Source organism: Rhizobium altiplani (genome assembly GCF_001542405.1).
Lineage (GTDB): Bacteria > Pseudomonadota > Alphaproteobacteria > Rhizobiales > Rhizobiaceae > Rhizobium > Rhizobium altiplani.
In genome coordinates this window covers 65650-83752 of the sequence record NZ_LNCD01000031.1, presented here as the reverse complement: position 1 = coordinate 83752, position 18103 = coordinate 65650, and the positions used below count along the sequence as shown (strand labels likewise).

Annotated in this window: 14 protein-coding genes and 4 pseudogenes; 12 read left to right on the top strand and 6 right to left on the bottom strand. The window is 59.2% G+C overall.

What is annotated here, in order from left to right; genetic code table 11:
- Window positions 1-2 precede the first annotated feature (2 nt).
- From AS026_RS05455 to AS026_RS05440, 4 genes are all read right to left on the bottom strand, one after another.
- Window positions 3-1103, bottom strand: a complete 1101-nt coding sequence (locus tag AS026_RS05455) for an ABC transporter ATP-binding protein (RefSeq protein ID WP_062368863.1) — start codon at window positions 1101-1103, stop codon at window positions 3-5.
- A 13-nt stretch (window positions 1104-1116) separates the two neighbouring features.
- A complete protein-coding gene (locus tag AS026_RS05450; protein ID WP_018857924.1) occupies window positions 1117-1947 on the bottom strand; it encodes a carbohydrate ABC transporter permease in 831 nt (276 codons plus the stop codon).
- The gene (locus AS026_RS05445; protein ID WP_062368862.1) at window positions 1947-2855 is read right to left on the bottom strand and encodes a carbohydrate ABC transporter permease; all 909 of its coding nucleotides are present in this window, start codon (window positions 2853-2855) and stop codon (window positions 1947-1949) included. Before AS026_RS05445 ends, AS026_RS05450 begins: the two co-directional genes overlap by 1 nt.
- A gap of 78 nt (window positions 2856-2933) precedes the next feature.
- Window positions 2934-4298 (bottom strand): extracellular solute-binding protein, encoded by a 1365-nt coding sequence (locus AS026_RS05440; protein WP_062368861.1) that lies wholly within the window; start codon window positions 4296-4298, stop codon window positions 2934-2936.
- 275 nt (window positions 4299-4573) lie between these two features.
- Here AS026_RS05440 and AS026_RS05435 point away from each other — a divergent pair, with 275 nt between their 5' ends.
- Window positions 4574-5611 carry a LacI family DNA-binding transcriptional regulator gene (locus AS026_RS05435; protein WP_062368860.1) on the top strand — a complete coding sequence of 346 codons (1038 nt, stop codon included), beginning with the start codon at window positions 4574-4576 and terminating at the stop codon, window positions 5609-5611.
- A 29-nt stretch (window positions 5612-5640) separates the two neighbouring features.
- Window positions 5641-7578, top strand: coding sequence for a DUF5054 domain-containing protein (locus AS026_RS05430; protein WP_062368859.1), 1938 nt, complete (start codon window positions 5641-5643; stop codon window positions 7576-7578).
- Here AS026_RS05430 and AS026_RS44420 read toward each other — a convergent pair.
- Window positions 7556-7894, bottom strand: a complete 339-nt coding sequence (locus AS026_RS44420) for a DUF4172 domain-containing protein (protein ID WP_082728446.1) — start codon at window positions 7892-7894, stop codon at window positions 7556-7558. The genes AS026_RS05430 and AS026_RS44420 overlap by 23 nt on opposite strands.
- 235 nt (window positions 7895-8129) lie before the next feature.
- Here AS026_RS44420 and AS026_RS43080 point away from each other — a divergent pair.
- Window positions 8130-8222, top strand: a pseudogene (locus AS026_RS43080) (VapC toxin family PIN domain ribonuclease); the annotation flags it as partial.
- 597 nt (window positions 8223-8819) lie between these two features.
- Here AS026_RS43080 and AS026_RS05420 read toward each other — a convergent pair.
- Window positions 8820-9506, bottom strand: a complete 687-nt coding sequence (locus AS026_RS05420; protein ID WP_018857933.1) for a FadR/GntR family transcriptional regulator — start codon at window positions 9504-9506, stop codon at window positions 8820-8822.
- Window positions 9507-9669: 163 nt separating this feature from the next.
- Between AS026_RS05420 and AS026_RS05415 the strand changes: the two genes are divergently transcribed.
- From AS026_RS05415 to AS026_RS39395, 9 genes and pseudogenes are all read left to right on the top strand, one after another.
- Entirely contained in the window at window positions 9670-10464 is a 795-nt protein-coding gene (locus tag AS026_RS05415) for a transporter substrate-binding domain-containing protein (RefSeq protein WP_018116614.1), read from the top strand.
- Between the two features lie 70 nt (window positions 10465-10534).
- Entirely contained in the window at window positions 10535-11209 is a 675-nt protein-coding gene (locus AS026_RS05410; protein ID WP_062368857.1) for an amino acid ABC transporter permease, read from the top strand.
- Window positions 11206-11943: an amino acid ABC transporter ATP-binding protein gene (locus tag AS026_RS05405; protein ID WP_025662401.1), complete on the top strand. Its 738-nt coding sequence runs from the start codon at window positions 11206-11208 to the stop codon at window positions 11941-11943. Before AS026_RS05410 ends, AS026_RS05405 begins: the two co-directional genes overlap by 4 nt.
- A gap of 28 nt (window positions 11944-11971) precedes the next feature.
- Entirely contained in the window at window positions 11972-13243 is a 1272-nt protein-coding gene (locus AS026_RS05400) for a cysteine desulfurase-like protein (protein ID WP_062368856.1), read from the top strand.
- The gene (hydA, locus tag AS026_RS05395) at window positions 13243-14655 is read left to right on the top strand and encodes a dihydropyrimidinase (RefSeq protein WP_062368855.1); all 1413 of its coding nucleotides are present in this window, start codon (window positions 13243-13245) and stop codon (window positions 14653-14655) included. Before AS026_RS05400 ends, hydA begins: the two co-directional genes overlap by 1 nt.
- 330 nt (window positions 14656-14985) lie before the next feature.
- A complete protein-coding gene (locus AS026_RS39400) occupies window positions 14986-15411 on the top strand; it encodes a BA14K family protein (protein WP_082728445.1) in 426 nt (141 codons plus the stop codon).
- Window positions 15412-15982: 571 nt separating this feature from the next.
- Window positions 15983-16598, top strand: a pseudogene (locus AS026_RS05390) (type IV toxin-antitoxin system AbiEi family antitoxin domain-containing protein).
- A gap of 3 nt (window positions 16599-16601) precedes the next feature.
- Window positions 16602-17460, top strand: a pseudogene (locus tag AS026_RS05385) (nucleotidyl transferase AbiEii/AbiGii toxin family protein).
- 268 nt (window positions 17461-17728) lie between these two features.
- Window positions 17729-18031: pseudogene (locus AS026_RS39395) on the top strand (transposase); the annotation flags it as partial.
- Window positions 18032-18103 lie beyond the last annotated feature (72 nt).

Genomic DNA, 18103 nt, shown 5'->3' with positions numbered 1-18103 from the left:
GCTTACTCGCCTATTGCCGGAATACGGGCGCCGGTCTCGTCGAACAGCGTCACGTGGCGGGTATCGAAGGAGAGTGTGACCTGATCGCCGGTGCGTATTTCGTCGTCGGTGAAGATGCGCGCGGTCACCCGCCCGGAATCTGCGCGTTCCATCGTAACCAGACTTTCCGGCCCCATGTTCTCGTTGGCAAACAGCTTTCCGGCAATCGTATTGGCGTCGCCCGCTTCAGCCATTCGCAGGTGTTCCGGGCGAATTCCGAGCGTCATCTTGCCTTTCGCCGCAGCCTTGGCGATGGCATCGGACACAGGCAGGCTCGGCAGGGTCAGGCCGTCCGCGCGCAATCGCAGTTGCCCGCCATCGACCAGTGCCGCCACCGGCACGAGGTTCATCGGTGGATTGCCGACAAAATTTGCCACGAATGTCGTAGCCGGCCGGCGATAAATCTCGATTGGCGGCGCGAACTGCACGATCCGGCCCTTGTCCATGACGGCGATGCGGGTCGCAAGCGCCATGGCCTCGGCCTGATCGTGGGTCACGTAGACGGCGGTCATGCCCATGTCGCGCTGCAGGTGGTTGAGGAAACCGCGGGCCTCGAGGCGGAGCTTGGCATCGAGGTTTGAAAGCGGCTCGTCGAAGAGATAGACCTGGCTCGGATAGACGAGCGCACGAGCAAGCGAGGTGCGCTGCTGTTGACCGCCTGAAATCTGACTCGGCAGTCGCCTCATCAGGTCGCCGATCTTCAGGACGTCGGCCACTTCTCTGGCGCGTGCATGTCGCTTGTTCTCGGTCTCGCCGCGCACCTTCAGCGGATAGGCGATATTGTCGGCGAGATTCATATGCGGATAGAGCGCATAGTCCTGAAAGACCATTGAGATCTGCCGATCCTTGGGATGCAGATAAGTGACGTCCTTGCCGCCGATCAGGACCTTGCCGGCGGAAGGAGTTTCAAGGCCGGCAATCATTCGCAGGCTCGTCGTCTTGCCGCAGCCGGAAGGGCCGAGCAGGCAGACGAATTCGCCATCGGCGATCGAGAAGCTGATGTCCGGCACCGCGGTAAACGAACCGAATGTTTTGGAGACGTTCTGGAATTCGACTGAAGCCATGAGAAAGGTCCAATTACGACTTGATGCCGCCGAAGAACCGGAAGCCAAACTTCCAGTTGACGAATAGGTAAAGCACAATGACGGGCAGCGAGTAGATGAGCGAATAGGCGGCGAGCAACGTGACGATCGGCGTACCGGCCTCCGAATAGAAGGAATAGATGGCGACCGAAGCCGGCATCAGCGTGTCCTTGCGCAGCAGGATGAACGGGATGAGGAAACTTCCCCAGATGTTCACAAAGGCCCAGACGACGACCACGACGATCCCGGGCCGGATGACCGGTAGCGCCACATCGAAAAAAGCCTGGATCGGTGAGGCGCCGGCCACCATGGCGCTTTCCTCATAGGATCGCGGAATGGCGTCGATGAAGTCACGCAGGATGAACATGGCGGTCGGCAACAGCCCGCCAGCGAACACCAGGATGACGGCGAGATGCGTGTCGATCAGTCCGATTGCCGAGATGATCAGGAAGATCGGCACCATGGCTGCCGAGCCGGACACGACCGAGGAGAAAAGCAGGAGGATATAGGTGACCGCGCCCTTGCCGGGAATGGACGATCGCGACAGCGCATAGGCGGCAAGTGTAGCCGCGCCGCCGACCAGAATGACACCCCCAAAGGCCTGGATCAGGCTGTTCAAGAGCGCGTGCATCGCGAAGCTGTTCTGGAACACGGTCACGAAATTGGACAGCGTGAACGGCGACGGAATGGCAAGGCCGAGTTCTGCACGCGCATTGAACGGCGCGAAGATGAACCACACAAGCGGCAGGGCGAAGACCACCCCGATCAGCGAGGCGACGACCGAAAAGACCGCGCGGCGCATATAGATGCTGCGAGAAATCTGCATCACTCGGCCTCCGCCTTCTTCTTCTTGGCGATTTGCAGGTAGACAAGCGCGAAGGCGAGGTTGATCAGCATGATGATGACACCGACTGCCGCGCCGCGACCGAATTCGAAGTCCTTGAAGGCAACCCGGTAGGTGTAGATCGACAGCAGCTCGGTCCGGTAGGAGGGGCCGCCGCTGGTCAGCAGGAACGGCGTGAAGACGTTGAATGTCCACATGGTGATCAGGATGAGATCCGTCACCACATGGCCGCGTATCAGCGGCAGGGCGATATCGCGCAGCTTCTGCCACGAACTCGCACCGGCAACATCGGCCGCCTGAAAATAGCTTGGCGGTATCGACTGGAAGGCGGAGTTGAACAGCATCATGGAGAAGGCCGCGCCCCGCCAGGTGTTGAAGACCACGATGACCCAGAAAGGCTGTTGCAGCAGCAAGTCGCCCGGCGGCAGACCGAGGCCGCGCATGATCATGTTCAGTGTACCATTGTCGTAATCGAGGAAGGCGAACCAGGCGAAGCCGATCACCACTTCCGGCAGGATCCAGGCAGCGATGACAGCCGTCTGCAGGAAATTCTTGAGCGTCGGCGAGACGGACTGGCTGAGCCAGGCAAGGATGAGCCCGAGCAAGGCCTGGCCGATCAGTGCCGAAAATAACACGAACTGGACCGTCAGGATCAGCGAAAAGCCGAACTGGCCGCGCGTAAAGAACGTCGCGGGGTTGAACAGCGTAAAATAGTTCTGCAGCCCGACAAAATCGGGATCGAGGGCCGTGCGGCCGAGTAGCGTTTTGTTTGTGAAGGAAACGACGATCACCCAGAAGAACGGGATGATGACGAAAACGCCGACCAGCGCGGCGGCGGGGGCGAGAAACACAGCGCCCGCGCGCGTGGAAAGCAGGGAGAATTTTTTCATGCGCGATTACCCCGTGGCAGCGCGTGCCGCGACGCGGAGGCCGGACCTTGCCGACCGGCCTCCGTTTGATTTTGGTGATCAGAGACGGCTGATCGTGTTCTCTTCGCCAACGATGGCGGTGACTGCTTCCTTGTACTGCTTCATCGCGGCTTCCGGTGTCAGTTCGCCTGAAACGACGGCCTCGGTCATGCGCTGGATTTCGGCGGAGACCTTGTTGTAGTTGGCGTCGTTCGGTCGGGCTGTCGTGAACGGCAGCAGCGTCTTGGCGGTTTCCGTCAGGAACGGCGAATTCGGGATCGCGACATCGTCGCGAATGCGGATGGCCGGCTGGATATCCTGAAAGGCGGTGAGCTGTTCCTGGCTGTTCATGAAGGAGAGCAGCGCCCAGGACTCTTTCGGCGCGTCCGTATGCGGATTGATGACGAACCCCGTACCGCCGGAAATGGTGACGAAATCCTGGCCGCGCAGGCCACGGCCCGGCTGTTCGGACGGCATCTTCTTCCAAGTCATCACATTGTCGCGGTCCGCGACCGCAAATTCCGCGCCCGGCTTGGTAACGGAACGGTAGAACCAGTCGCTTTCGATCAACATCGCCGTCTTGCCATCGCGGAAGTTCGCGAAGGTGCGGTTGCGGCCATCGCCAAGCATCTGGGCGCGTTGATCGCCAAGCTTGTCGTCGACATAGACGGTCTTGTAGAGATTGAGCGTGTCCAGAATGCCCTGGCTCGACACGATATATTTGCCGCTCTCGTCAGTCACCTGTTCGCCAGTGCCGAGCAAAGCCATCCAGTAGCCCTGCATCGTGGTGGCTTCGCCCATAGAGACGCCGGCATTGATCTGTAGCGGGAAACTCGCTGGATCGGCCGCCTTCAGCTTACGGGCGGCGTCGAGCAGTTCGGCCCAGGACTTCGGCTGCCAGCCGTCGGCGTCAATACCTGCCTTCTTGAACAGGTCCTTGCGGACGAAGATCATACGGGCATCGGTGCCGAGCGCGATGCCATAGGGCTTGCCCTGATAGCTCATCAGCGCCTTGGTGCCGTCGGAAATATGGCCCCAGCCATCCCATTTTTCGACATCGGCGCCGCCGATCTCATCGAGCGGCTTCAGGAGGCCGCCCTGAACGAAGCTCGGAATGAGGAAGCCGTCGAAGCCGGAAACATCAGCGCCAGCGCCGCTGGAAAAGTCCAGCGCGAGCTGCTGCGTCAGCTGCTCGTCAGCTCCGCCGAATTGAGTGAGCTTGACGGTGACATCCTTGCCGTCTGCCTTCATCTTGGCGGTAAAGGCGGGAATGACCTTCTTCTCGATCCATTCCGCCATGCCGCTGTTGACGCCGCCGATGACGCAGCGGCAGGTGATGTTGAGTTCCGTCGCCGCCATGGCCTGGCTCGACAGCGCAATCACCGCCGAAGCGCCCAGCAACAGAAGACGAATGCTCTTGCGCATGTGAATTCCTCCCGAATTGGTCCGTTACCGGACAAGTTGGTTCGGTGCATTCGGACCGCCGGAACCCTCCTCCCGGCGTGCCTCGCCTCACCCGGCCCTTAGAGTGAACACGTTTTCACTTTTGTCAACAGTGCCTTCGAGAACGAGAAATCAATTTTGACTCCACAAGTTCGCAAGTTGCGCGGCTGTCAGCAGGAATTACATCGCTGGCCCTTGACGCGACTATTGTTTAGGTTCCAAAGTAGTGAACACGTTTTCATTTTGTTGATGCATTGATGACCGCACGAAATGACAGAAAGAGCGCCCGTGCCACGGCGGATCTCGTTGCCCGAGAAGCGAATGTCTCGCGCGTCGCCGTGTCCCGCGCTTTCAATCCGAATGCATCGTTGAAGCCGGAAAAGCGCGACCGAATCCTGCAGATTGCCCGCGAACTGAATTACACGCCGGACATGGCGGCCCGATCGCTTGTTACCCGCCGCTCGCATCTGGTTGGCATGATCGTACCTGATGTCTGTTCACCCTGGGAAAGCCAGGAGATCGACGCGCTGACGACGGCGCTGCAGGCAGAAGGCTTCGCGACCTTGCTGTTCAAGGCCAAGGCCGATTTCAGCATGGACCAGACACTGCTTACCTACATGCGCGGCTTCAACCCCGATTCTGTGATCGCCTTCACGGAGAATGTTGATGCCGACGTATTGAGCGGCTTTCTCGACCGCGCCGTGCCGATCTACGTGAGCTACGACGACGGTGCGCAATTTGCCGGCACGTCCTCCAGCCTTTACGACCGGCTGCTGGTGCGCCAGCGGGACGGTATCGAGCAGGCCGTTGCGCTGCTGCAGGGGTACGGTGTGCGTCGCGTTGCCTATCTCGGCGGCAAGCGCCAGTCGCTCGCCAACCGCGAGCGCGAGCTGATGATCACCAAAATCCTCGTCGAGCGCGGTATGCAGCCGCCGACAGTCATTGATGGCGATTATACCTACGATACGGCCTATCGCGCCACGCTCGACCTTTTCCGGGTCGAGGACGGTGCGGACGCGATCTTTGCCGCCAACGACGTCGGTGCATTCGGGGCGATTGATGCCCTGCGCCACGATCTTGGCCTTTCGGTGCCGGGCGACGTCAGCGTCATCGGATTCGACGACATTCCGCAGTCGCACTGGAAAGCTTACAATCTCACCACCGTCCGGATCGATCTCGAGGACCGCGTCCGCGCCCTCGTTCGCCTCATTCTCCGGCGTCTCAGGAATCCCGACGACGGTCCATTGACTGAAACGCTCGGCACCCGGCTTGTCGTGCGTGGCACAGTGGGTTGATATAAATTGATCGGCTGATTGAAATGGAAATGACAGAAAAGCGCGTGCATCTGGTCTTCAAGACGCATCTCGACATCGGCTTCACCGATCACGCGGAAAAGGTCCGCAAACAGTATCACGACCGGTTCATTCCACAGGCAATCGAGACGGGCGCGCACTTCTTCGCCGAGAACCCGGATGAGCCGCGCTTCATCTGGACGACTGGCGCATGGCTGATCTGGGATCATTTGAATTCCCGCTCGCCGGCAGAGGTCAAGCGTCTGGAACAGGCGATAGAGCACGGTCTCATCCGCTGGCACGGCCTGCCCTACACGACGCACACGGAACTGATGTCCCCGGCGCTTTTCCGTGCCGGCCTCTCCTATTCGCAGGAACTCGACCGCCGTTTCGGCAAGAGGACGATCGCCGCCAAGATGACCGATGTGCCGGGTCATACGCTCGGGATGGTGCCGATGCTCGCCGAGGCCGGCATTCGTTTCTTGCATCTGGGCGTCAACACAGCCTCTCCACCACCGAACGTGCCGGATGTCTTCCGCTGGCGAGCCCCTGGAGGCGAGGAGATCGTCGTCATGTACCAGCGTTCCTATGGCGAGACCTATTTTCCGGAAGGCATGAGCGACGCACTGAGTTTTGCCCATACCAGCGACAACATCGGCCCGCAGAGCGTGGCTCAGACTGTGGACGTCTATCGCGAGATGCGCCACAAGGCGCCAACTGCTGTCATACGCGCCGCAACACTCGAAGATTACGGCGCAATCCTCTGGGATGCCCGCGAACAATTCCCGGTGCTCGATATCGAACTCGGCGACAGCTGGATCCACGGAAGCGCCACGGATCCCCAAAAGACCGCCCGGTTCCTCGCATTGCAACGCCAGTATGACCGTTTCGCTGACGACGGGCTGACACCGAGCCGGCTCGCATTCGGGCGCGGCCTGGCAATGGTCGCCGAACACACGTGCGGCGTTGACATCAAGACCTATCTCAGGGACGACAAGGCCTGGTCGCGGAAGGACTTCGAAGTTGCGCGGGCATCCGACTACCGGTTTGCCTATTCGGAAGCTTCCTGGGCCGAGCAACGGGCCTATATCGACAAGGCTGTCTCGATGCTTGGGTGCGATGACCGGAAGATGGCCGAAGCGGCCATTTCCAGGCTCGCCGCACCCGCCCTGCCAGCGATTTCGGCTCGGGCCGGAACGATCCGTGCCGGTCGATGGGAAGCTCATGTCGACCCGGTAACCGGAGATCTCACGGCCCTTGTCACGCCCGCCGGACGTGCCATTGAAGGCCAAACTGGCGCGGAGGGACGACGTTCTCTGATCGCATACCGCTACGAGAGCTACGACGCCGCCGACATGGCGCGGCATATGGACACCTATCTGACGCATCGGCAGGAATGGGCGATCCTCGACCACGACAAGCCGGGTCTTGCCGCTTCTGGAGCCGGTCTCTCCAAGGTCTTCGTGCCGGTGCTGACGGCTGCAGAGGGATCCTCCGCCGTCCTCTCCATGCCCAAACAGGCAAACGGGCAGTATGGCGCGCCGCCGATCTTGTCGCTGCATATGGAGGAGGGGGAGGGGTTGATTCTGGCGTTCGTGTTGCGCGGCAAACCCGCGAACCGAATGCCGGAGGCAAGTTTCCTGTCTTTCACGCCGGCCGGCGCATCAGACTGGAGTTTCAACAAGATGGGCCTCTGGCACTCATCGGAGCGCATTGCCGAAAGTGGCGGGGCACAGCTTCAGGCGGTCGCTGCCGCGCGCGAGGCCTCCACTTTGACGATCGAGCCGCTGGATACGCCGCTGGTGGCGCCGCAGAGCTGGGACTTCATGACCTTCTGCAAGACGCGCCCGAGCTTTGCCGAAGGCATCCGCTTCAATCTGCACAACAATAAGTGGGGAACCAATTTCCCGATGTGGTGCGAGGGCGATATCGTCGCCCGCTTCCGGATCACCGAATCCACCGGATACTGACGTCTGCAAAGTGAGAAACTGGTCCGGGGCCGGTCGGAAAAAGGGCCGCATGCCATTGAAACAGCCGCTCCGTCGTCAGTGGTTCCGAGCAATCGATTGTGGTATCTAGCGTGATATGGACGATGTCCTCAACCGAGCGGTCGGGCGTCACGAATCCGTCGATATAAATACGGAGTCGCCGTGCCAGCGACGACCGCACCTGTTGTTCATCCAGACGCTCTCCCTGGATCGCCGACGACCTGACGACGTCGTCGACTAGTGCTCGCAGAAAGGTCGCCTCGCGCGTACGAAAGCCGAGGCTCTCCACACGGCCGATGAGGCGCCCCTAATCGAGGCGTACGGTTGCAAGACTTGATGCAAGGTTATCGAGTTTCCATTCGAATCGCGGCAGTAGGCAGACTGCCATACATGGGTCATGTCTCAAGATAGGGTACAAATGCGGAGAATGGCACGCATAATCTCCGCATTTATGCGGAGATTGCTGCCGTTAGTCTCCCCATCTTGCTACCGTACGTCATTTCGACCGACAGCGTCCGGCCTTACTCTGACGATCCGCGCTCGTTCACGGTTTAACTGTAGTCACGCGTAATGTTCAGGATTTCGATGATGCGGGCGTGATCGTCGTTGACCCGTGGCAAGACTGAACTCGGCGCGAGCACCCGCTAGGGATGTCCTTTTAATTCCTTAGATCACCCCAGAGTTTTTTGTGATCGCCAGAGGCTGGATAGCCCCTCAGGCGCGATCCGGCCGATAGAACGCCAAGCACCTTTGAATTCGTCGATTTATCAGCGACAGGATTTCGGGCGTGATCCGCACGGTCGCCGTGTTTAGAAATTCCATATTCCCATCCAATTGTTGGGACACTGTCATGCACTATTTATCCATCCGTTTCCATCCAATTTCCACGAGATAGTTTGTCAGGTCTGTCAGTTGATCGCGAGCTAGATGACTGCCCAGACTTCACTCGAGCGGATTCAGATTTTTGCAGCGAGAGGGCGACAGCTATCAGAAATTCGAGACAGTTCTCCTATGTCATTGGCAAGGCACTGGCGGCCGAGGACGAGGACTGGGATTTCTAAGCCTCTGAGGTCTCTAAGAGTTCGGATGAGATCGACGCGAAACAACAGTGGTTAGGCGAGTCGTGCCCGCGATATATGGCCGGCGTTGTTGACGCGGCTCGCGTTGCTTGTGGGGGCACCTCTGCTCGATCGAAACCGTCATGATGGCCGCGCCACTGAAGTTCACGGGTTCAGCCCCGCGCAGCGCGCCGTGTTGAGTACATGCGTTTCCATTTCAAGGCGGGCGCGTGCCGCATCATTGTCGCTTAAAGCCGCAATGATGCGGCGATGCTCGGCGATCGAGGCCTGCATGCGCGCGGGCTCTGTGATCGGAATCGGTTGGCGCTGCGTTTCCGTCAGCTGCTCGCGCACGACTTGGTAAAGCGCCCGCAGCATGGCATTGCTGCAGGCAGACGCAATGATGCCGTGGAATTCGAGATCGGCTTCGACATTGGCCAGCAGATCCTGTTTGGCCCAGCAATCCTCCATCTGCTTCGTTGCCGCTTCCATCGCCTGCAGCTGATTGCCGGTGAGGCGTCCGGCGGCGAGTGCGGCGATATTGCCCTCAAGCATGATGCGCGTCTGGAAGACGTCGAAGACCGAATAGGTGTCGGAGTAGCGCCAGGGTGCCATATTGCTTCCCGGGGCGCCAGGGTCGGCAACAAAGGTGCCTCGGCCGGCTTCGGTTTTGATCAAGCCCAGAGTTTCGAGAGTCAGCAGCGCTTCGCGTAGCGAGGCCCGGCTGATGCCGAGCTTCAGGGAAAAATCACGCTGCGACGGAATCTTCTGACCGGCGGCGAGTTCGCCGCTCTGGATCATGTCCTGTATCAGTCGGGCCGCCGATTGCGGCACCAAAGTCCTGTTCAGCATTCTTGCGCTTCTCCGACGTCTGATCGGCGCGTCTGGTTCGCCCCGTACATTTAAATCCATCACGCGCTTGCAAATGACAAGATACCATGATTGATTTGGCCTGACTGGTCAGACCGGTTAGACCATTAGCAAAAATACGCGCCATAAAACAAGGGGAACCTAGATGCGTCATTTTTCCTTTCTGAAGACTGCGGTGATTTCGGGCGTTCTCGCCTTCGCCAGCCATGCATCCCTTGCCGCCGATCTTTCCGTCGGCGCCAATATCGGCAATGTGCCATGGGAATTCCAGGACGAAACCGGCAAGACCGTCGGCTTTGAAGTCGATCTCATCACCGAAATTGCCAAGCGCCTCAACAAGTCCGTCGAATTCGTCAACATCCCGTTCAACGGCCTCTTTTCTGCCGTCCAGTCGGGCCGAATCAACATGGCCGTCTCGTCGATCACCATCACCGAGAAGCGCCTGGAATCGGTTAGCTTTGCCCAGCCCTACTATGACAGCGACCAGTCGCTTACTGTCATGGCTACCGCCGGCATCAAGGATCTCTCGGGCATGAGCGGCAAGGTGGTTGGCGTCGACACGGGTTCGACTGGCGACGTGTGGGCAACCACCAACACCGCCAAATACAGCCTCGGCGAAATCCGCCGCTTCGAAGGCCTGCAACCGGCCATGCTCGATCTCGCTGCCGGCCGCATCGATGGCTATATCAGCGATATTCCGGCGCTTCAGTATTACGTAAAGGACAAGCCGACAATCAAGGTCGTCGAGCGTATCCCGACCGGCGAAAAATACTCGATCATGTTCAACAAGGGCGACCCGTTGGCCAAGCAGGTCAACGACGTGATTACGACACTGAAGGGCGAGGGCTTCATCGCCAAGCTGCACGAAACCTGGTTCGGCGCGAAGGCCGAGGATACGACCTCTACAATCAAGGTCGCCGACATGCCTGCTGCTAAGTAAGGCCGGATGGTTCAGGCCACGGATGGCGGCTTGTCCGCCATCCGCCCCACAACGACCGACCGGTGCCTAAATGGATATCTTTACGACCTTTTTTAATCTGGCGGTGCTGGAGCGCTCTTTTCCGCTGCTCCTCTCCGGCCTCTGGATCACCCTCGAACTTGGCGTCGTCAGCATCGTTGGCGGCCTGGCGGGTGGGTTGATCCTCGCGCTCCTACGCCTCTATGGCGCGACGTATCTCCAAGCGCTTGCCAAGATCTATATCGACATCTTCCGCTCAATTCCGCTGCTAGTGCTGCTCATCGTGATCTACTATGCCTTGCCTTTCGTCGGCATCCGGCTCTCGCCGTTCCTTTCGGCCGCCGCTGCCTTGACGATCGTTTCGACGGCTTACACGGCGGAGATCTTTCGCGCCGGCATCGAAGCCATTCCGCGCGGCCAGTTCGAGGCCTCGGAAGCGCTCGGACTTTCCTATCGTCACATGATGGTGGAAATCATTCTGCCGCAGGCGATCAAGATCGTCATTCCGCCGCTGACGAACAACTGCATCAACGTGATGAAGGATACGGCGCTGGCGTCCGTTGTCGCCATGCCCGATTTGCTGAAGCAGGCAACGCAGGCGCAGGCATTGATGGCAAATCCCTCGCCGCTCATTGGCGCAGCCATCATCTACGTCGCGTTCCTGTGGCCGCTGGTCAGCATCGTTGCCCGTCTCGAAAAACGCTTCAGCGCCGGGAGGCGTCGATGAAAACCATTGTCAATATCCACAACCTCAACAAGTCTTATGGCAATTTCCAGGTCCTTCACGGCATCGATCTGGCAATCGGCGAAGGCGAGGTCGTGTGCGTCATCGGCCCCTCGGGCTCCGGTAAATCGACGCTGATCCGCTGCATCAACCACCTGGAGAGCTTCGCAAACGACAGCCACGTCGAGGTCGATGGCATCAAGGTGGAGCGCGGGCGCAATCTGGCGCAAGTGCGCGCAGAAGTCGGAATGGTGTTCCAGTCCTTCAACCTCTTCCCGCATCTGACGGTCATGAAGAACATCATGATCGCGCCGATGCGGGTACGCGGCACACCGCCTGATGAGGCCGCCCGCAAGGCGCGCGAACTACTTGCCCGCGTCGGTATCACCGAGCAGGCGGAGAAGTATCCGGAACAGCTGTCCGGCGGCCAGCAGCAGCGAGTGGCGATCGCCCGCGCGCTGGCGATGGAGCCGCGCGTACTGCTCTTCGACGAGCCCACCTCGGCGCTCGACCCGGAGATGGTGGGCGAAGTGCTCGACGTCATGCGCACGCTCGCCGGCACCGGCGTCACCATGATCGTGGTTACACATGAGATGGGCTTTGCCCGTCAGGTCGCCGACCGTGTCATTTTCATGGATGGCGGCCGGATAGTGGAAGCCGGCACACCCGCCGAGATATTCGACAATCCGCGGGAGGAGCGCACGAAGAGCTTCCTGCGCGCCGTTCTCAATCACTGACAATAAAGACAAGGTTCCGGAGGACCACATGGAGACGCAACGCCCACTCGACATCGACTTTGTCAGGAGCCAGTTCCCGGGGCTTCAGCATGGATGGACGTTTTTCGACAATGCCGGAGGCTCGCAGATCCTGAAGCGCGCGGTCGAGCGCATCAATACGTTCCTCTATGACAAGAACGTCCAGATCGGCGGCAGCTACGACGTGTCGCAGCAGGCGGCGAAGGCGTTGATTGAAAGCCGCGTCGCCGCCACACATCTGGTGAACGCGGCGCGACCGGAAGAAATCATCTTCGGGAGCTCGACCACGGTGCTGCTGCAGAATCTGGCGCGCGCCATGCGCAGCCAGCTTTCGGCCGGCGACGAGATCATAGTTACCATTTCGGACCACGAGTCCAATATCGGGCCTTGGGACGGGCTGCGCGACATGGGCGTCGTCGTCAAGTTCTGGCCGCTCGACACCAAGACCTATGAGCTCGACCTTGCCGATCTCGAACCACTGATGAGCGAGAAGACAAGGCTCGTCTGCGTCACCCATGTCTCCAATATTCTCGGCGCCATCAATCCGATCGCCGATATCGCGGCCATGGTGCATGCGCGCGGCGCGCGTATCTGTGTCGATGCCGTCGCCTATGCGCCGCATCGCGCCGTCGATGTCCGAGCGATGGATGTCGATTATTACGTCTTCAGCTTCTACAAGACTTACGGCCCGCACTACGCGATGATGTACGGCAAATATGATTATCTTCTGGAGCTCGATCCGCTTTATCACTTCTTCTATGGGCGCGACAAGGTTCCGGGAAAGCTGGAGCCGGGCAATCCGAACTACGAGCTCGCCTATTCGGTCACGGGGATCGTCGATTATCTCTGCGAACTCGGCGCAAAATCCGGCGCCTCGGGCTCGCCGCGTCAACTGATCCTTGCGGCCTTCGAGGCGATCACCATTCAGGAAAACGCGCTGACGGATCGGCTGCTAACCTATCTGCGCAGCCGCAACGATTGCCGCATCATCGGCGAGACGGCAAACCGCAATGGCCGGCGTATCCCGACGATCAGCTTCGTCTTCGAGGGGCGCAATTCGGAAGATATCTGCAAGGCCATGGACGCCTATAAGATCGCAATCCGTTTTGGCGATTTCCACGCGCGGCGGCTTGGCGACCATGTTGGCCTGCCGCAGTACAATGGCGCCGTGCGCGTTTCCATGGTGCATTACAACACGGTTGCCGAGGTCGATGGACTGATTGCGGCGCTTGATGAAATCTTGGGGCGCGACAATGCCGGCCTGAACAAGGGGGCTGCCTGATGCATTTCGATACCATCATCAAGAACGGCACAGTCTTCACCGCGAGCGATACGTTTCGTAGCGATGTCGGGATTCGCGATGGAAAGATCGCTGCGCTGGCCGCTGGTCTTGATGATGCCGATGAGATCATCGATGCCACCGGCCTCTATGTCATGCCCGGCGGCATCGACAGCCATGTCCATATCGCCCAACCCTCGGGCGATGGGATCGTCATGGCCGACGATTTCGCGAGCGGTACCCTTTCGGCCGCCTTTGGCGGGAACACGACGATCCTGCCTTTCTGCCTGCAGGAAAAGGGCACGACGCTGCGTGAATCGCTGAAGGATTACCATGCCAAGGCCGATGGCCAGTGCCATATCGACGTATCGTTTCATCTGATCCTCAGCGATCCCACGGCCTATGTGCTCGGGCAGGAGCTTCCGGCGCTTGTCGAGGATGGTTATACCTCGCTCAAGGTCTTCATGACCTATGAGAACCTTCGCCTGCGCGACGACCAGATCCTCGATACATTGGACAGCGCCCGCCGTTCCGGCGCGCTCGTCATGGTCCATTGCGAGAATGAAGACGCAATCCGCTATCTGATCGGCAAACATGAGCGGAATGGCGATCTGGCGCCGAAATTCCACGCGCTGAGCGGGCCTGCCGCGGCCGAGCGCGAGGCGACGCATCGGGCGCTTTCGCTTGCCGAAATCGTCGATACGTCGATTGTCATCGTCCATGTCTCGAACCGCCAGGCGATGGAAGAAATCGAGCGGGCCCGCAAGCGCGGCGGCAAGGTCGCGGGCGAAACCTGCCCGCAATATCTGCTGTTGACGGCAGACGATCTCGATGCTGCCGAGCTTGAGGGCGCGAAATTCGTTTGCTCGCCGCCGCCGCGGGACAAGGAAAGCCAGATTGCCTGCTGGGAAGGCCTGCAGAATGGCACGTTCGAACTTTTCTCGTCCGATCATTGCCCCTTCCGTTACGAAGATGAGGGAGGCAAGCTCAACGAGAAGGGCAAGCGGAATTTCCGTTGGATTCCAAACGGCATTCCCGGCGTCGAGACGCGGTTGCCCATTCTGTTTTCGGAAGGGGTGAGCAAAGGCCGGATCGATATCAACCGCTTTGTGGCGTTGTCATCCACCAATCATGCCAAGCAATATGGCCTCTATCCGCAGAAGGGCACGATCGCGATCGGCTCGGATGCCGATATTGCCCTCTGGGATCCGTCGAAGAAGGTGACCATCACCAACGACATCCTGCATCACGGCGCCGATTACACACCCTATGAAGGTCTTGAGGTCCAGGGCTGGCCCGTGCGCGTCATCCTGCGTGGCGCGACCATCGTTGATGGAGAGGCGTTCACCGGCGCTGCGGGTCAGGGTGCCTATCTTCGCCGGGCGAAAGTTGGCGTCGTATCGCAAAATAGATAAATGCGAAAACGCTCTTTGGTTCTGCGCAGCTTGGCGAAGTATGGTGGTTGAAAGCTGGAGAGAGGGTGCTACCGCAGAACTATAGCCCTTTCCCGTTCTCGGCGTTTTCGCATTTTGGTGGGGGGAAGCCGATACAGGTCTTTGCCTTGGCACGAAAGCGACCATCGAAGGCGCAACAGTTGTAGAGAAGTCTGCCAAGGGGCATTTCATCATCGGCTGGTCGCGTGCAAGGTGGCCAAGGATCGCTTCGGGAGCACCTATTTGCTTGTAGCTACACGGAACGATTGTCGTCATACTACGCTCAACGTCGGTTGAGGAGCAGGGCAGACCATGGACAAGTTCGGCCCGGTAGCGTTTGGACTGATCATAAGCGTTCTCGGCATCACACCAGCTCAAGCGTTTCCGGCAATTAGTCCACCCGGGATCCAATTGCCGCAGCAAACAGAAACCGTGCAATGGCGTCACGGAGGCGGGGGCCCATACGGCGATTACGGTGTAATCGTCGGCGGCGCATTAACACGGCCTCACTACGGTCCCTACGGGGCTACATATTACGGCTCGTTCTACGGGTATCAGCGCCGGCCAGATAGCTCTTATTGGCCGTACCGCGGGTATGAACCGTCAGTCGCCTATGAGGGCGGCGGCCATGTGAGTTGGTGCTATGCGCGCTATCGTACGTACAGGGCATTCGACAATACGTTCCAGCCTTACTACGGCCCCCGTCGCGAATGTGTCGGACCATATCGATGGCGCTAATCGCCTATCTCCTACCGCCAGGTGCCCCTAGTCTACGTTTCGAACGCCCTTCTGACGGATTCGAGCGGTTATTGCGGCGATGCCGTTCGCCTCTCTGCGCCCTGTTCGATCCGGAATTCATTGCAGATCGCATTGAGGACTAAGCGTCATTTGCCTAGGTACATTGCTGCGCCCGCCGTCTCGGTGGCGGCCCGAAGCCGCTTTTCTCTAGTAGCCGCAAAACCTCACGTGCCCTACCCAAACCGCGACGATCGGCAGGATGAGCGATAGGCAAGCTTGCCATAGCTCATCAATATGGATAGCCATGAGTTATAGAAAGGTGGTCTATAGCTCATGCAATGGAACTGGCAGAACGCAACCGCGTTTCAGGTACGACACTGCAAGCTTGATCCCGTTGGAGCAGAAATTTCTGCAATCCGCCGGCGCGCGGACTGCCGCGGGTGCGAGGATACGGGATGGTGTTATCGATGATCGCGAACGAACTAGTTCGCCAGTCGACGGCTCTCCCAAGTCTAGGGACTGTGATACAAATCCTTGGATAATAGAGTCTAGGCTCCGAGTTTTTGTATCAATGCTGGCTTCCATCAAACAACGCCAAATCGCCCGAACCGTGCTCGCTGAATGCGGGGATAGCACGTCTCGCGGAACTGCGGAATGCAGGCGTGACGGCGGCTGCCATGAGCCGAATGGAACGGGATGGTGAAGTCGTGCGGCTTGCCCGTGGTCTTTATCAACTTCCCGATGCGGAACTCGATGCCAACCACAGTCTGGCGGAGATTGCCAAACGCGCCCCGAAAGCCGTTATCTGCCTTGTTTCGGCCCTCGCTTTCCACGGCTTGACGGATCAACTTCCGAGACAAATCTGGCTTGCCATAGGCCGCAAAGATTGGGCTCCGCAACCGGACGGCCCTGCTGTGAGTATCGTGCGTTTCACAGACAGCCTTCTCAATGAAAGCGTCGAGACCCATGTCGTTGAAGGCGTTCCGGTTAATTTATGGAATCGCCAAAACGATTGCCGATTGCTTTCGCTACCGCAACAAGATTGGCCTATCCGTAGCGATAGAGGGGCTGCAGGAGGCGCTGCGGCAACGAAGGGCTACTGCGGGCGAAATCGCTGACCAAGCCGAGCGTGGTGGCGTGGGACTGTAATCCGTCCGTATATCGAGGCACTGACCGCAAATGGCTAAGGAATCAGAAACGTCGGCGCCTCGGTCCGCGCCCGCCTGCTGCAACTCGGCAAGGCAAGCGGGCAGAGCTTTGATCTGGTTCTGACGCGTTTCGCCCTTGAACGATTATTGTTTCGGATCAGCCAGTCGCCCCACGCCGGTCGGTTTGTGCTGAAGGGTGCGATGCTGATGATGAGTTGGTTTGACGATCCCCACCGCGGTACGCGCGATCTGGACCTTTTGGGCTTTGGCAATCCCGAACCAGACCCGATGCTGGCGACTTTTCGGGAGATTCTGGAGCACCCGGCTGATGATGGCGTCACGTTCGACGCCAAAACTTTACGTGTGGATCGCATTCGCGAGGGACTGGAGTATGGTGGGCTCAGGGTGCGGGTGGTCGCTTCGATCAGCGGAGCCCGAATCACCCTGACGATCGACATCGGGTTTGGCGATGCGCTTGAGCCTGGGGCGGAGATGTTAGATTATCCTTCCATGCTCGGTTTTCCGACGCCCAGGCTCCGAGCCTATGCTCGGGAGACCGTTATAGCCGAGAAGTTCCAGGCGATGGTCATGCTGGGGGCGTGCAAACAGCCGGATGAAGGACTTCTACGATATCTGGGTTCTCAGCAGGTCATTCGATTTCACCGATGACAGATTGGCGCGTGCAATCGCAGCGACGTTCGAGCAGCGCGAAACTCCAATCCCCACCGAGCTACCGGACGCCCTGACGAACGCCTTTGCCAAGGACGAGCAAAAGCAGCGGCAATGGCACGCTTTCGTCGAGGGCGTTGCACACGATCCTGGCGATCTGACGGACGTCCTCACCGAGATTGCCACGTTCCCGATACCGCACGCTGTTGCGGCTGCGAAGCTGGGCAAGTGAGCGGTTTGGTCGCCACCGCCGGCTGTGGAGCGATTGCAAGTCGATCGCGTCGACGAAGTAAATAACGGGGTCGTCGGTTCGTATCCGCTCAAGACCTGCGGAAACAACCGGGTACCCGCAACTGATCTCGGTCTACTCCCGGACCTGTGCGGACAACAGAACGACGCCCCGAAACAGCGATTGCTTCGGGGCGCTTCCTATTAGGCAGCTGTCTTCGTCGTATCAGCGGAAGCGCCGCCACTTTCAGCTAAGTGTGCCTTGAGAAAGCGAGGCCGGCCGCGTCCAATTGGCTGAGGTCAACGTCTCTGAGATCGACCGCGTCCAGATAAACTGTGGCCTCGCCTTCATCGGCGACATCGATGGGCGCATCAATCAGTCGGAGGCGACGATCCGAACGATGATCAAGGCCAATGCCAACGTCAACCTGTTGAAGACGATCCCTGGCATCGGCGAGTTCTTTGCAAGGCTGATCGATGCAGAAGTCGACGACATATCGCGCTTTCGCAACCCGAAGAAGCTTGCCGCCTATACCGGGCTCGTGCCGTCGAGCTATTCCTCCGGCGGCAAGACCCTTCCTGACAATGGGCCATTGCAGCGAGTGGAAAATCTGACCGACCGGCCAGGTTCGATTTTCGTATCCGAT

Coding starts and splice junctions, on each gene's coding strand:
- AS026_RS05455 (WP_062368863.1), bottom strand. CDS start 1,103: ATGGCTTCAGTCGAATTCCAGAACGTCTCCAAAACATTCGGTTCGTTT.
- AS026_RS05450 (WP_018857924.1), bottom strand. CDS start 1,947: ATGCAGATTTCTCGCAGCATCTATATGCGCCGCGCGGTCTTTTCGGTC.
- AS026_RS05445 (WP_062368862.1), bottom strand. CDS start 2,855: ATGAAAAAATTCTCCCTGCTTTCCACGCGCGCGGGCGCTGTGTTTCTC.
- AS026_RS05440 (WP_062368861.1), bottom strand. CDS start 4,298: ATGCGCAAGAGCATTCGTCTTCTGTTGCTGGGCGCTTCGGCGGTGATT.
- AS026_RS05435 (WP_062368860.1), top strand. CDS start 4,574: ATGACCGCACGAAATGACAGAAAGAGCGCCCGTGCCACGGCGGATCTC.
- AS026_RS05430 (WP_062368859.1), top strand. CDS start 5,641: ATGACAGAAAAGCGCGTGCATCTGGTCTTCAAGACGCATCTCGACATC.
- AS026_RS05420 (WP_018857933.1), bottom strand. CDS start 9,506: ATGCTGAACAGGACTTTGGTGCCGCAATCGGCGGCCCGACTGATACAG.
- AS026_RS05415 (WP_018116614.1), top strand. CDS start 9,670: ATGCGTCATTTTTCCTTTCTGAAGACTGCGGTGATTTCGGGCGTTCTC.
- AS026_RS05410 (WP_062368857.1), top strand. CDS start 10,535: ATGGATATCTTTACGACCTTTTTTAATCTGGCGGTGCTGGAGCGCTCT.
- AS026_RS05405 (WP_025662401.1), top strand. CDS start 11,206: ATGAAAACCATTGTCAATATCCACAACCTCAACAAGTCTTATGGCAAT.
- AS026_RS05400 (WP_062368856.1), top strand. CDS start 11,972: ATGGAGACGCAACGCCCACTCGACATCGACTTTGTCAGGAGCCAGTTC.
- hydA (WP_062368855.1), top strand. CDS start 13,243: ATGCATTTCGATACCATCATCAAGAACGGCACAGTCTTCACCGCGAGC.
- AS026_RS39400 (WP_082728445.1), top strand. CDS start 14,986: ATGGACAAGTTCGGCCCGGTAGCGTTTGGACTGATCATAAGCGTTCTC.